14 protein-coding genes are annotated in these 13,447 nt (G+C 54.9%); 1 reads left to right on the plus strand and 13 read right to left on the minus strand.

Annotated elements, in window-relative coordinates:
* Positions 1–6: 6 nt before the first annotated feature.
* The 10 genes from rpsC to fusA all read right to left on the minus strand — a co-directional run bounded on the left by rpsC (position 7) and on the right by fusA (position 7,768).
* A complete protein-coding gene (gene rpsC, locus KUC_RS04800; RefSeq protein ID WP_007112001.1) occupies positions 7–705 on the minus strand; it encodes a 30S ribosomal protein S3 in 699 nt (232 codons plus the stop codon).
* A 10-nt stretch (positions 706–715) separates the two neighbouring features.
* Positions 716–1,048, minus strand: coding sequence for a 50S ribosomal protein L22 (gene rplV, locus KUC_RS04805; RefSeq protein ID WP_007112002.1), 333 nt, complete (start codon positions 1,046–1,048; stop codon positions 716–718).
* Between the two features lie 18 nt (positions 1,049–1,066).
* On the minus strand, positions 1,067–1,342 hold the full coding sequence (gene rpsS / locus KUC_RS04810; RefSeq protein WP_009098993.1) for a 30S ribosomal protein S19: 276 nt from the start codon (positions 1,340–1,342) through the stop codon (positions 1,067–1,069).
* 33 nt (positions 1,343–1,375) lie between these two features.
* Positions 1,376–2,206 (minus strand): 50S ribosomal protein L2, encoded by an 831-nt coding sequence (gene rplB / locus KUC_RS04815; protein ID WP_007112003.1) that lies wholly within the window; start codon positions 2,204–2,206, stop codon positions 1,376–1,378.
* A 17-nt stretch (positions 2,207–2,223) separates the two neighbouring features.
* Positions 2,224–2,520 (minus strand): 50S ribosomal protein L23, encoded by a 297-nt coding sequence (gene rplW, locus KUC_RS04820; RefSeq protein ID WP_008959167.1) that lies wholly within the window; start codon positions 2,518–2,520, stop codon positions 2,224–2,226.
* Positions 2,517–3,122, minus strand: a complete 606-nt coding sequence (gene rplD / locus KUC_RS04825) for a 50S ribosomal protein L4 (protein WP_007112005.1) — start codon at positions 3,120–3,122, stop codon at positions 2,517–2,519. The genes rplW and rplD overlap by 4 nt, the downstream gene beginning before the upstream one ends.
* A gap of 15 nt (positions 3,123–3,137) precedes the next feature.
* Positions 3,138–3,776 carry a 50S ribosomal protein L3 gene (gene rplC, locus KUC_RS04830; protein WP_007112006.1) on the minus strand — a complete coding sequence of 213 codons (639 nt, stop codon included), beginning with the start codon at positions 3,774–3,776 and terminating at the stop codon, positions 3,138–3,140.
* A 174-nt stretch (positions 3,777–3,950) separates the two neighbouring features.
* Positions 3,951–4,262: a 30S ribosomal protein S10 gene (gene rpsJ / locus KUC_RS04835; RefSeq protein WP_007112007.1), complete on the minus strand. Its 312-nt coding sequence runs from the start codon at positions 4,260–4,262 to the stop codon at positions 3,951–3,953.
* 159 nt (positions 4,263–4,421) lie between these two features.
* On the minus strand, positions 4,422–5,615 hold the full coding sequence (gene tuf / locus KUC_RS04840) for an elongation factor Tu (protein WP_007112008.1): 1,194 nt from the start codon (positions 5,613–5,615) through the stop codon (positions 4,422–4,424).
* 29 nt (positions 5,616–5,644) lie between these two features.
* Positions 5,645–7,768, minus strand: coding sequence for an elongation factor G (fusA, locus tag KUC_RS04845; protein ID WP_007112009.1), 2,124 nt, complete (start codon positions 7,766–7,768; stop codon positions 5,645–5,647).
* An 82-nt stretch (positions 7,769–7,850) separates the two neighbouring features.
* On the opposite strand from fusA, the gene KUC_RS20290 reads away from it, so the two are divergent.
* On the plus strand, positions 7,851–8,051 hold the full coding sequence (locus KUC_RS20290; protein ID WP_141243442.1) for a pentapeptide repeat-containing protein: 201 nt from the start codon (positions 7,851–7,853) through the stop codon (positions 8,049–8,051).
* Here KUC_RS20290 and rpsG read toward each other — a convergent pair.
* The 3 genes from rpsG to rpoC all read right to left on the minus strand — a co-directional run bounded on the left by rpsG (position 7,984) and on the right by rpoC (position 13,447).
* Positions 7,984–8,454: a 30S ribosomal protein S7 gene (gene rpsG, locus KUC_RS04850; protein WP_008959172.1), complete on the minus strand. Its 471-nt coding sequence runs from the start codon at positions 8,452–8,454 to the stop codon at positions 7,984–7,986. The genes KUC_RS20290 and rpsG overlap by 68 nt on opposite strands.
* A 203-nt stretch (positions 8,455–8,657) precedes the next feature.
* Complete coding sequence (rpsL, locus tag KUC_RS04855) at positions 8,658–9,032, minus strand: 30S ribosomal protein S12 (protein ID WP_008959173.1); 375 nt, start codon at positions 9,030–9,032, stop codon at positions 8,658–8,660.
* Between the two features lie 200 nt (positions 9,033–9,232).
* Positions 9,233–13,447, minus strand: coding sequence for a DNA-directed RNA polymerase subunit beta' (gene rpoC, locus KUC_RS04860; protein ID WP_007112012.1), 4,215 nt, complete (start codon positions 13,445–13,447; stop codon positions 9,233–9,235).

The following is a 13,447-nucleotide window of genomic DNA, read 5'->3' on the forward strand; positions in this document are numbered from 1 at the left end:
CTCCCCTTACCTGGAACCTTTCTTCTTGGGCGCGTTGCCGGCAGGCTGTTTGGCCTTGGCACGTACTTCCTCGATACCACCGAGGATTTCACCCTTGAAGATCCACACTTTGACGCCGATAACGCCATAGGTGGTGTGAGCTTCGTAAGTGGCGTAGTCGATATCCGCACGCAACGTGTGCAGCGGAACGCGACCCTCGCGGTACCATTCGGTACGTGCGATTTCAGCGCCACCAAGACGACCTGACAGCTGAATCTTGATGCCACCAGCGCCAAGACGCATTGCGTTCTGTACCGCGCGCTTCATAGCACGACGGAACATCACGCGACGCTCAAGCTGACCCGCTACGTTAGCAGCGACTAGCTTGGCATCCAGCTCGGGCTTGCGAACTTCTTCGATGTTCACATGCACGGGGACACCCATCATCTGGGTGAGATCGCGACGCAAACGGTCGACATCTTCACCTTTCTTACCAATCACGATACCCGGACGGGCAGTGTGAATGGTGATGCGGGCGTTGTTCGCCGGACGCTCGATGTGAATGCGGCTAACGGAGGCGCTTTTAAGACGCTTTTCCAGGAAGCTACGCACTTCGAGATCGTTATTGAGCTTATCGGCGTAAGCGCCGCGCTCAGCATACCAGACAGAAGCATGGTCTTTGACGATGCCCAGTCGAATGCCTGTTGGATTGACTTTCTGACCCATCGGTCGACTCCTACTTCTCGGCTACCTTGACGGTGATGTGGCACGTGCGCTTCAAGATACGATCCGCACGCCCCTTGGCACGCGGCTTGATACGCTTGAGCGTCATGCCCTCATCGACGCAGATGGTCGAGACACGCAGCTCGTCAATATCCATGCCGTTATTTTCTTCCGCATTCGCAATCGCGGATTGCAGCACCTTCTTAACCAGCTTGGCAGCCTTCTTTGGTGAGAAGGTCAGCAGGTCGAGTGCCTCGGCGACAGGTTTACCGCGCACCTGGTCAGCCACCAAACGGGCCTTCTGGGCGGATAAACGAGCGCCAAGCAGCTTAGCTGTGACTTCCATCTCTCAATCCTCTCTGGCTTACCGTTTGGCTTTTTTATCCGCCGCATGCCCGCGATAAGTGCGAGTAGCAGCGAATTCGCCCAATTTGTGGCCAACCATTTCCTCGGATACGTGCACCGGGACGTGTTGGCGACCGTTATGGACCGCGATAGTGAGGCCTACCATATTGGGCAGGATCATAGAACGACGCGACCAAGTCTTGATCGGTTTGCGATCGTTCTTCTCCACTGCAGCCTCTACCTTCTTCAAAAGATGAAGGTCAATGAAGGGACCTTTCTTTAGTGAACGTGGCACAGCCGTTACCTCTTAATGTCTTGGCAATTTAGATCAACGCGTCTTATTACGACGACGAATGATCAGCTTGTCGGTGCGCTTGTTCTTACGCGTCTTGTGACCCTTAGTCGGCACACCCCATGGGGATACCGGGTGACGACCACCACTGGTGCGGCCTTCGCCACCACCGTGCGGGTGATCGACTGGGTTCATCGCGACACCGCGAACAGTCGGACGCACACCTCTCCAGCGCTTCGCACCGGCCTTGCCAAGTTGACGCAGGCTGTGCTCGGAGTTGCTCACTTCACCCAAGGTCGCACGGCACTCGGCCAACACTTTACGCATTTCGCCAGAGCGAAGACGCAAGGTGGCATAGTTACCTTCACGAGCGACCAACTGGGCGCTTGTACCGGCACTGCGAGCAATCTGCGCGCCTTTACCCGGCTTGAGTTCGATGCAGTGCACCGTAGAACCCAACGGGATGTTGCGCAGCGGCAAGGCATTGCCTTTCTTGATTGACGCGTTAACACCAGATTCCAGCACGGCACCCGCGCTGACACCTTTCGGTGCAATGATGTAACGACGCTCACCATCGGCATACTTCAGCAGCGCAATGTGCGCACTGCGGTTGGGATCGTGCTCAAGACGCTCAACGGTGGCAGGAATGCCATCCTTGGTGCGTTTGAAATCGATCAACCGATAGTGGTGACGATGACCACCGCCCACGTGGCGGGTGGTGATACGACCGTAGTTGTTACGGCCGCCGGACTTGGACTGTTTTTCTAAAAGCGGTGCATAAGCACGGCCTTTAAACAGTTCCTCGCCAACGATCTTGACGACGTGGCGACGACCGGCGGAAGTGGGTTTGGTCTTGACGATTGCCATTATCCGTACTCCTGCCCTTATTCGGCGCCAGAGAAGTCTTCGAGCGTTTCACCCGCAGCCAGGGTCACATACGCTTTGCGGTAACCCTTACGCAGGCCAACGCCGTTCGCAGTACGCTTCGTTTTACCCTTCATGTTCAATACCTGAACACTGCCGACCTTCTTGCCGAAAAGTGCTTCAACGGCCTTCTTGATCTCGGGCTTGGTAGCATCAGATGCCACCTTGAAAACGTACTGGTTGCGCTCGGCTGCCATCGCGGCCTTTTCGGTCACGTGCGGCCCAAGCAGAACCTTAAATACGCGTTCCTGGTTCATGCCAGCTTCTCCTCGAATTTACGCAGGGCGGAGACGGTAATCAGCACCTTATCAAAGGCGACCAGACTTACCGGGTCAGCTGCCGCGACATCCACCACGTCAACGTGGGGGAGATTGCGTGCGGCTAAATAAAGCTTTTCGTCAACTTCTTCAGTCACGATCAACACTTTTTCAAGGTTGAGCTCTTTTAGCTTGGCAGCTACCTGCTTGGTCTTAGGCGCATCGACGACGAACTCTTCAATCGCCACTAAACGCTCTTGACGTACCAGCTCTGACAAGATAGAGCGCATCGCTGCACGGTACATCTTGCGGTTAACCTTCTGGGTGTAGTCTTGCGGACGCGCCGCGAAGGTTACGCCACCACTACGCCATAGCGGAGAGCGGATGGTACCGGCACGTGCACGACCGGTGCCTTTCTGACGCCACGGCTTCTTACCACCGCCACGAACGTCGGAACGACTCTTTTGTGCGCGAGTTCCCTGACGACCAGCCGCCAAATAGGCAGTGACCACTTGGTGAACAAGCGCTTCGTTGAATTCTTTGCCAAAAGTGGCGTCGGCTACTTCAACGGTACCCGCGCCTGCAGCAAGATTCAGATTCATTGGTAATTATCCCCTTCAGCCTGCTTTCACGGCGCTGCGAACGATAACGTCACTACCGGGAGCACCCGGTACGGCGCCTTTAATCAGCAGCAGGTTACGCTCGGCGTCGACACGGACGATCTCAAGGCTCTGCACGGTGCAACGGGCGTTACCCATTTGACCGGCCATCTTTTTGCCTTTGAAAACGCGACCCGGTGTCTGACACATGCCGATAGAACCCGGCGCGCGATGCGACAGAGAGTTACCGTGAGTCATATCTTGGGTACGGAAGTTCCAGCGCTTAACAGCACCCTGGAAGCCTTTACCCTTAGAGGTGCCAGTCACGTCAACCATTTGACCAGCTTCGAAGAGGGATACGGTGATTTCGCCGCCGACTTCAGGAATCTCTTCGCCTTCTGCAAGACGAAACTCCATCAGTGCACGACCAGCTTCAACACCCGCCTTGGCAAACTGACCAGCCTGCGCTTTGGTGAGGTGCTTAGCTTTACGAGAGCCAGATGTGACCTGAATCGCTGCGTAACCGTCAGAATCGACAGATTTAACGCGAGTAACACGATTAGGATCAACTTCAATAACGGTTACGGGCACAGACGCGCCGTCTTCGGTAAAGACACGGGTCATCCCGGCCTTTTTACCGACTAAACCGATAGTCATACTCAGTCTCCTATAGTGTACGGGGCTATCACCCGCTATGGCTGCCCTTTCCAGAGCATTCCACTAGCACATTGTATGGCGCCTCACGGCGCGGCGGCTGCTGCTCATGCTAGCTCGCTGCAACTTACAATTTACAACGAACGATGAGCGCTGGGCCGCAAGTGACTAGTGTAATTAGTTGAGTTTGATTTGCACGTCAACGCCTGCGGCGAGATCAAGCTTCATCAAAGCATCAACAGTTTTCTCGGTCGGCTCAACAATGTCGAGCACACGCTTGTGCGTACGAATCTCATACTGGTCACGCGCATCTTTGTTGACGTGCGGCGAGATCAGAATGGTGTAACGCTCGCGGTTGGTCGGCAGCGGAATCGGACCACGAACCTGAGCACCAGTACGCTTAGCGGTTTCAACAATCTCCGCTGTAGACTGGTCGATCAGGCGATGGTCGAAAGCTTTCAACCGAATGCGAATCTTTTGGTTCTGCATTTGCCCTAAACTCCAATGGATGTCGACGGCGCGAGCCGTCTACCCACGCATTCAAAGGATGCGCATTATAGGCACGCCATCTGCACATGTCAAACATTTGCTGATGGTGCGCAGAAAAGGGGGCTCATCAGAGCCCCCTTCATCACTCAAGCATGAAGCTTACTTGACGATCTTGGCCACAACGCCAGCACCGACAGTACGGCCGCCTTCACGAATAGCGAAGCGCAAGCCTTCGTCCATTGCGATCGGAGCGATCAAGGTAACAACCATTTGCACGTTGTCACCCGGCATGACCATTTCAACGCCTTCCGGCAGTTCACAGGTACCGGTTACGTCGGTGGTACGGAAGTAGAACTGTGGACGGTAGCCCTTGAAGAAAGGCGTGTGACGACCACCCTCTTCTTTGGACAGTACGTAAACTTCTGCTTCGAAGGTAGTGTGCGGGTTGATGGTGCCCGGCTTGGCCAGCACTTGGCCACGCTCGACGTCATCACGCTTAGTACCACGCAGCAGGGCGCCAACGTTCTCACCAGCACGACCTTCGTCGAGCAGCTTACGGAACATTTCAACACCGGTAACGATCGTTTTAGTGGTGTCGCGGATGCCCACGATTTCCACTTCTTCGCCCGCTTTCACGATGCCGCGCTCTACACGACCGGTAACAACAGTACCGCGGCCAGAGATAGAGAACACGTCTTCGATCGGCATCAGGAACGGCTGGTCGATAGCACGCTCCGGCTCCGGAATGTAAGCATCCAGAGCTTTGATCAGATTAGCAACGGCGGTAGTACCCATGCCGTTCTCATCTTCACCGTTCAAAGCCATCAGCGCAGAACCAGTGATGATCGGCGTGTCGTCGCCCGGGAAGTCGTACTGGTCTAGAAGTTCGCGAACTTCCATTTCTACCAGCTCGAGCAGCTCTTCGTCATCGACCATGTCCGCTTTGTTCAGGAACACAACGATGTACGGTACACCAACCTGACGAGACAGCAGGATGTGCTCGCGAGTTTGCGGCATCGGGCCATCTGCGGCAGAACATACCAGGATCGCGCCGTCCATCTGCGCAGCACCGGTGATCATGTTCTTGACGTAGTCAGCGTGTCCCGGGCAGTCAACGTGCGCGTAATGGCGATCTTCAGACTGGTATTCCACGTGGGAAGTAGCGATTGTGATACCGCGCTCGCGCTCTTCAGGAGCGTTATCGATGGTATCAAACTCACGCCAGTCGCCGCCGAAAACCTCAGCAGACACGCGGGTCAGGGCCGCCGTCAGAGTCGTTTTACCGTGGTCGACGTGACCAATGGTGCCGACGTTGACGTGCGGTTTGGAACGTTCAAATTTTTCCTTAGCCACTGCTATAACCTCTTTACGTTAGCTAACGGTTAACCGTTTTGATTGATGACGGCTTCAACGACGCTGGAGGGCGCCTCGTCGTACTTCGAGAACTCCATGGAGTAGCTCGCACGGCCCTGGGTTTGTGAGCGCAGATCGGTTGCATAACCGAACATCTCGCCCAGCGGCACCGTTGCACGAATGACTTTACCAGAAGAGGAGTCATCCATGCCCTGCACCAGGCCGCGACGACGACTCAGGTCACCCATGACGTCACCCATAAATTCTTCGGGGGTCACGATTTCGACCTTCATCACCGGCTCCAGCAGCACGGCCTTGGCCTTCCTGGCACCTTCTTTCACTGCCATGGAAGAAGCAATCTTAAACGCAGTCTCGTTTGAGTCCACGTCGTGGAAGGAGCCGTCGAACAGCGATACTTTAACGTCGATCATCGGGTAACCCGCGATAACGCCGTTTTTAAGCTGCTCGTAAGCACCCTTCTCAACCGCAGGAACGTATTCCTTAGGAACCGCGCCACCTACGATCTCAGAGTTGAATTTGAAGAAGATCTCTTCATCGCCTTCACCCTTTTCTTCTTTAGTCAGCGGCTCGATACGTAGCCAAACGTGACCGTACTGACCACGACCACCGGACTGACGTACGAACTTGCCTTCTTGCTCAATGCTGCCGCGAATAGTTTCGCGATAGGCTACCTGAGGCTTACCGATATTGGCTTCAACCTTAAACTCGCGACGCATACGGTCAACGAGGATATCCAGGTGAAGCTCACCCATGCCAGAGATAATCGTCTGACCGGTTTCTTCATCGGTTTTGACCTGGAAGGAGGGGTCTTCTTGAGCAAGCTTGCCCAGGGCAACGCCCATCTTCTCTTGGTCTGCCTTAGACTTAGGCTCTACGGCAACCGAGATAACCGGATCCGGGAACTCCATGCGCTCGAGAACGATTTTGTTATCGATATCGCACAGAGTATCACCGGTGGTGACGTCTTTCAGACCGATACAAGCGGCAATGTCACCCGCCAGTACTTCTTTAATCTCTTCACGAGAGTTGGCATGCATCTGAACGATACGACCAACACGCTCTTTCTTCTGCTTAACGGAGTTGTACACGCCGTCACCAGACTTCAGAACGCCCGAGTAGACACGGATAAAGGTCAGCGTACCAACGAAGGGGTCGGTGGCGATTTTAAACGCCAGAGCCGCAAAGGGTGCACTGTCATCGGCTTCACGGGTATCAACGGTACCGTCTTTGTCGTCAAGCTCACCTTCGATCGCCTTAACTTCTGTCGGCGAAGGCATAAACTCAATAACACCGTCTAGCACTGCTTGAACGCCCTTGTTCTTAAAGGCAGAACCACAGGTAACCAGAACGATATCGTTAGCCAAAGTGCGCGCGCGCAGACCGGCCTTGATCTCTTCGATGGTTAGCTCGACGCCTTCAAGGTACTTCTCCATCAGCTCGTCAGAGCCTTCGGCAGCCGCCTCAACCATCTCTTCGCGATATTTCTCAGCGGTCTCTTGAAGATCGGCTGGAATATCAACGAGGTCATAAGACATACCCAGACTTTCTTCATCCCACAGGATGGCTTTCATCTGGATAAGGTCGATAACGCCTTTGAAGTCCTCTTCTGTGCCCCAGTTAATCTGGATTGGCACAGCTTTGGCACCTAAGCGCTCTTTCAACTGCTCAACGACCATGAAGAAATCAGCGCCAGTACGATCCATCTTGTTGACGAATACCATACGCGGCACTTCATACTTGTTAGCTTGGCGCCATACGGTTTCGGTCTGCGGCTGAACGCCGGAAGAGCCGCACAGCACAACGACCGCGCCATCGAGTACACGCAGCGAACGCTCAACTTCGATCGTGAAGTCAACGTGCCCAGGCGTATCGATAATATTGATACGGTGCTCAGGGAACTGCTTATTCATGCCCTGCCAGAAACAGGTAGTTGCAGCCGAGGTGATAGTGATACCACGCTCCTGCTCCTGCTCCATCCAGTCCATGGTCGCAGCACCGTCGTGCACTTCGCCCACTTTATGGGAAAGGCCGGTGTAGAACAATACACGCTCAGTCGTCGTGGTTTTACCCGCGTCGACGTGAGCGACGATACCGATATTACGGTAGCGATTTAGTGGAGTCTTGCGTGCCACGGTGAAACTCCCGTTTGTTGGCGATGCTCGTTAATTTAGCGGCGTATGCAAGCGAGGCTTATGCGACCGCCGCTACCACTGCATGGTAGCGGTTAGGTATTACAACAGAGCGACTCAGCAAACACTTCGCCATGCTGAACAACGTGCATATAAAAACCATAAAGCCGTACTTAAAAACGCCGTACTCAGAAACGCCGATCTTAATAACGCCGATCTTAAAAACGGTAGTGCGAGAAGGCCTTGTTGGCTTCTGCCATACGATGCACGTCTTCGCGCTTCTTAACGGCAGAACCTTTACCTTCAGCGGCATCAAGCATTTCACCAGCCAGACGCTGCACCATGGTTTTCTCACCGCGACGACGCGCCGCATCTACCAGCCAACGCATTGCTAGCGCTTGGCGGCGTGACGGACGTACTTCAACCGGCACCTGATAGGTCGCACCACCAACGCGGCGCGACTTCACTTCGACCATCGGCTGGATGGCTTCCAGCGCTTTGTCGAAGATCTCCAGCGGATCTTCTTTACTACGCTCGGCAACCTTGTCCAACGCACCGTAGACGATACGCTCAGCTATGGACTTCTTGCCGCTGACCATCAGGTGGTTCATGAACTTGGCTAGACGCTCACTCCCGAACTTAGGATCCGGCAGGATGTCGCGCTTAGCTACTACTCTTCTTCTAGGCATGATAAGCCCTCAATTAAGGATCTTTCAGGTAAACCCGAGACTCTTGCTACTTACCCTGGAACAAACCCTGGTATAAGCGCAGCCCGACCTTACTCTTATCAGACCGTCAAATTCGCGATAATCGTTACTCAACAAGCCCGCTTAACAGGGCAGTGCTGCACAGCAATCCAATCCCTTAGGACTAATCCCTTAGGGCTAATCCCTTAGGACTTAGGACGCTTAGTACCGTATTTAGAACGACCCTGACGACGATTTTGTACGCCGGAGGTGTCAAGGGCGCCACGTACGGTGTGATAACGCACACCTGGCAAATCCTTTACACGGCCGCCGCGAATCAAAACGACAGAGTGTTCTTGAAGGTTGTGACCTTCACCACCAATGTAGGAAGACACTTCAAAGCCGTTGGTAAGGCGCACACGGCAAACCTTACGCAGGGCCGAGTTAGGCTTCTTCGGGGTGGTGGTGTAAACGCGCGTACAAACGCCACGTTTTTGCGGGCAGGCCTGCAGCGCTGGCACGTCACTTTTTGTGACGGGGCGCTTGCGCGGCTTGCGCACTAGCTGATTAATCGTTGCCATGGTGTTTAGCTGACTCCAATGGTTGCCTTGGCCTTCCAGCGGATGCGGGCGCACCCACCCCACTGTTAAAGGCTGCGCATTCTAAAGGCTGACCCTAGGTGTCGTCAAGCCTTGCCGGCGGTTTTACCGGCAAGGTGACGCTTTTCAGGTCAGCTACTCGTTTTACTTACTCATGTTGCCTACTGCTTTAGGTGCCAGATCTACAGCTCATCGTCAGAGTCGAGAGCGGTCAATTGAGCACCCAGCTCCTGCTCTACCTCGGTCGCAGAGGGATTGAACAGTTGCTCAACGTCTTCGCGCTTGCGACGACGCTCTGCGTGGTGAGTCAAGCCCGTACCTGCTGGTATCAGACGACCAACCACCACGTTTTCTTTCAGACCGCGCAGATAGTCGCGCTTGCCGGTCACCGCTGCTTCGGTCAGTACGCGGGTTGTCTCCTGGAAGGAGGCCGCGGAAATGAACGACTCGGTGGCCAAGCTGGCCTTGGTGATACCCAGCAGCATACGTTGATACTTGGCCGGGAATTTCTTCTCTTTTTCAAGACGTTCATTCTGTTCAAGCACGCGAACCAGTTCTGCTTGGTCGCCAGTGATGAAGTCAGAATCACCCGAATCAGAAATCTCTACCTTACGCAGCATCTGGCGCACAATGACTTCGATGTGCTTGTCATTGATGCCTACGCCCTGCAGACGATAAACGTCCTGTACTTCGGCAGTGATGTACTTGGCAAGCTCCTCAACACCCAGCAAGCGCAGGATATCGTGAGGATTGCTCGGGCCATCGGAAATCACCTCGCCCTTCTCGACGGCTTCGCCCTCGAAGACGGCAATTTGACGCCATTTCGGGATCAGCGCCTCAAACGGATCTCCAGATTCCGGAGTAATCGTCAGACGACGCTTACCTTTGGTCTCTTTACCGAAGCTGATAACACCGCTGATCTCGGCCAGAATAGACGACTCTTTCGGCTTACGCGCTTCGAACAAGTCAGCTACCCGTGGCAAACCACCGGTGATGTCCTTGTTCGCCGAAGCCTCAACCGGGATACGAGCAACCACTTCACCCACACCGATTGTCACGCCATCGTCGACCGAAATAATCGAGTTACCTGGCAGCAAGTACTGAACCGGAGTGTTAGAGCCTGATACCGAAACGTATTCCCCGGCGTTGTCTTGCAGCATGACCATCGGACGCTTGTCACGACCCGCCATGGGGCGTGCAGCTGCTTCGATAACCTCAATAGACGAAAGGCCGGTCATTTCATCGACGCTGCGGTGCATGGTGACACCTTCGTCAAGGTCGATAAACTGCGCTTTACCTTCTACTTCAGCAATGACTGGGTGAGTGTGCGGATCCCACTTGGCAACTGTCGCACCAGCATCAACCACATCGCCATCACGTACGGAAAGCTCGGCACCGTACGGCAGCTTGTAGTACTCACGCTCACGGCCATGATCATCAGCAACGGCCAGGGCACTCGAGCGCGACACCACCACCAACTTACCGTCGGCACGTTCAACGTGCTTGATGTTGTGCAGGCGAACTTTACCGCCGTGCTTAACCTGTACGCTATCCACAGCAGACGAACGCGATGCCGCGCCGCCGATGTGGAAGGTGCGCATGGTCAGCTGGGTACCCGGCTCACCGATGGACTGTGCGGCGATTACGCCGACCGCTTCACCGATGTTGACCTGGTGACCACGTGCCAAGTCACGGCCGTAACAGGAAGCACATACCCCGTGTGCCGTTTCACAGGTAATGGTTGAGCGCACGACGATCTCGTCGACACCCATGGTGTCAAGCTCTGCACACCACTTCTCATCCAGCAGAGTACCTTTATCGAGCAGCACTTCGCCACTGCCAGGATGAACGACATCCTGAGCCACTACACGGCCTAGCACGCGCTGTGAAAGCGGTACAATGATGTCGCCGCCTTCGATAATCGGGTGCAGCGTCAGGCCGTTTTCAGTACCACAGTCGACTTCGGTGATAACCAAATCCTGCGCCACGTCGACCAGGCGACGTGTCAGGTAACCGGAGTTGGCGGTTTTCAGTGCCGTATCCGCAAGACCTTTACGCGCGCCGTGGGTCGAGATGAAGTACTGCAGTACGTTCAGACCTTCACGGAAGTTGGCGACGATCGGTGTTTCGATGATCGAGCCATCCGGCTTGGCCATCAGACCACGCATACCCGCCAACTGACGAATCTGGGCGGCAGAACCACGTGCGCCAGAGTCGGCCATGATGAAGACGCTGTTGAACGAGTCCTGTTCAACTTCATTGCCATCACGATCGATAACGGTTTCTTTGGAGATACCCACCATCATCGCCTTGGCGACTTTATCGTTGGCCTTGGACCAGATATCGATAACCTTGTTGTACTTCTCACCGGCGGTTACTAGGCCAGAAGAGAACTGGTCTTCAATTTCTTTTACTTCGGCTTCAGCGGCGTCAACAATTTCGGTTTTGGCTTCGGGAATAACGAAGTCGTTTACACCGATAGAGGCGCCTGACCAGGTCGCCAAACGGAAGCCGGTATACATCAATTGGTCAGCGAAGATAACGGCCGGCTTCAGACCAGCGCGACGATATACTTCGTTGATAAGGCTGGAAATCGCCTTCTTCTTCATCGGCTGATCGATCAGCTCGAAGGGCACGCCTTCGGGCAGAATGCGGAACAGCAGCGCACGGCCGACGGTGGTGTCGTAAATACGCCGATGGAAGCTACGCTCGCCGGTCTCTTCTTCTACGTCGATCTCGTCTAAACGCACTTTAACCCGTGCGTGTAGCGCTACGGATTGGGTACCGAAGGCGCGCTCGACCTCATTGAGGTCAGAGAACACCATGCCTTCGCCTTTGGCGTTGATCTTTTCCCGGGTCATGTAGTACAGACCCAGTACAACGTCTTGGGACGGCACGATGATCGGCTCGCCGTTAGCGGGCGACAGCACGTTGTTGGTGGCCATCATCAGCGCACGGGCTTCAAGCTGCGCTTCCAGGGTCAGCGGTACGTGTACCGCCATCTGGTCACCGTCAAAGTCGGCGTTGTAGGCAGCACACACCAGCGGGTGCAGCTGAATCGCTTTACCTTCGATCAACAGCGGCTCAAACGCCTGGATGCCCAAACGGTGTAGCGTCGGTGCGCGGTTAAGCAGTACCGGGTGTTCGCGGATAACATCGGCAAGGATGTCCCACACCTCAGGCAGCTCGCGCTCGACCATCTTCTTGGCGGCTTTGATCGTTGAGGCGTAGCCCAGCGACTGCAGCTTGGAGTAGATAAACGGCTTGAACAGCTCAAGCGCCATTTTCTTGGGCAGACCACACTGGTGCAGACGCAGCGTTGGACCTACGGTAATTACCGAACGGCCCGAGTAGTCGACGCGCTTACCCAACAAGTTCTGACGGAAACGACCCTGCTTACCTTTGATCATGTCGGCGAGCGATTTCAGCGGACGCTTGTTAGAGCCCGTGATCGCACGGCCACGACGACCGTTATCAAGCAGTGCATCGACCGCTTCCTGAAGCATACGCTTCTCGTTGCGCACGATAATATCCGGCGCATTGAGGTCAAGCAGACGCTTCAGGCGGTTGTTACGGTTGATCACACGACGGTAAAGGTCGTTGAGATCAGAGGTCGCAAAGCGGCCACCGTCCAGCGGTACCAGCGGACGCAGATCCGGCGGCAGCACGGGCAGCACTTCCATGACCATCCACGCCGGCGCATTGCCGGAGTGGTAGAAGGCTTCAAGCAGCTTGAGGCGCTTGGAGAGCTTCTTGATCTTGGTTTCGGAGTTAGTCTGCGGAATTTCTTCGCGCAGGTGGTTAATCTCTTCTTCCAGATCGATGTCTTTGAGCAGCTCTTGAACGGCTTCGGCACCCATGCGGGCGTCAAAGTCGTCGCCGAACTCTTCCAGCGCTTCAAAGTACTGCTCGTCGTTCATCAGCTGACCACGCTCAAGCGTGGTCATGCCTGGATCGATAACGACAAAGGACTCAAAATACAGCACGCGCTCGATATCACGCAGGGTCATATCGAGGAACATGCCGATACGCGACGGCAGTGACTTCAAAAACCAAATGTGGGCGACCGGTGAGGCTAGCTCAATGTGCCCCATGCGCTCACGGCGCACGGCGGCTTTGGTCACTTCAACGCCACACTTCTCGCAGATAATACCGCGGTGCTTCATGCGCTTATACTTGCCGCACAGGCACTCGTAGTCCTTTACCGGGCCAAAAATCTTGGCACAGAACAGACCGTCCCGCTCCGGTTTAAAGGTACGGTAGTTGATGGTCTCAGGCTTCTTCACCTCGCCAAACGACCAGGAGCGAATCATGTCCGGCGACGCCAGGGTAATCTTGATCGCGTCAAACTCTTCGGACTGAGACTGCGATTTGAGTACTTTCACCAAATCTTTCAT

The organism is Vreelandella boliviensis LC1, from assembly GCF_000236035.1.
In the GTDB taxonomy this organism is placed as follows: Bacteria; Pseudomonadota; Gammaproteobacteria; order Pseudomonadales; family Halomonadaceae; genus Vreelandella; species Vreelandella boliviensis.

Coding starts and splice junctions, on each gene's coding strand:
- rpsJ (WP_007112007.1), bottom strand. CDS start 4,262: ATGCAGAACCAAAAGATTCGCATTCGGTTGAAAGCTTTCGACCATCGC.
- rpoC (WP_007112012.1), bottom strand. CDS start 13,447: ATGAAAGATTTGGTGAAAGTACTCAAATCGCAGTCTCAGTCCGAAGAG.
- rplW (WP_008959167.1), bottom strand. CDS start 2,520: ATGAACCAGGAACGCGTATTTAAGGTTCTGCTTGGGCCGCACGTGACC.
- rplC (WP_007112006.1), bottom strand. CDS start 3,776: ATGACTATCGGTTTAGTCGGTAAAAAGGCCGGGATGACCCGTGTCTTT.
- rplB (WP_007112003.1), bottom strand. CDS start 2,206: ATGGCAATCGTCAAGACCAAACCCACTTCCGCCGGTCGTCGCCACGTC.
- rpsL (WP_008959173.1), bottom strand. CDS start 9,032: ATGGCAACGATTAATCAGCTAGTGCGCAAGCCGCGCAAGCGCCCCGTC.
- rpsG (WP_008959172.1), bottom strand. CDS start 8,454: ATGCCTAGAAGAAGAGTAGTAGCTAAGCGCGACATCCTGCCGGATCCT.
- rplD (WP_007112005.1), bottom strand. CDS start 3,122: ATGAATCTGAATCTTGCTGCAGGCGCGGGTACCGTTGAAGTAGCCGAC.
- KUC_RS20290 (WP_141243442.1), top strand. CDS start 7,851: ATGGTAGCGGTTAGGTATTACAACAGAGCGACTCAGCAAACACTTCGC.
- rplV (WP_007112002.1), bottom strand. CDS start 1,048: ATGGAAGTCACAGCTAAGCTGCTTGGCGCTCGTTTATCCGCCCAGAAG.
- rpsC (WP_007112001.1), bottom strand. CDS start 705: ATGGGTCAGAAAGTCAATCCAACAGGCATTCGACTGGGCATCGTCAAA.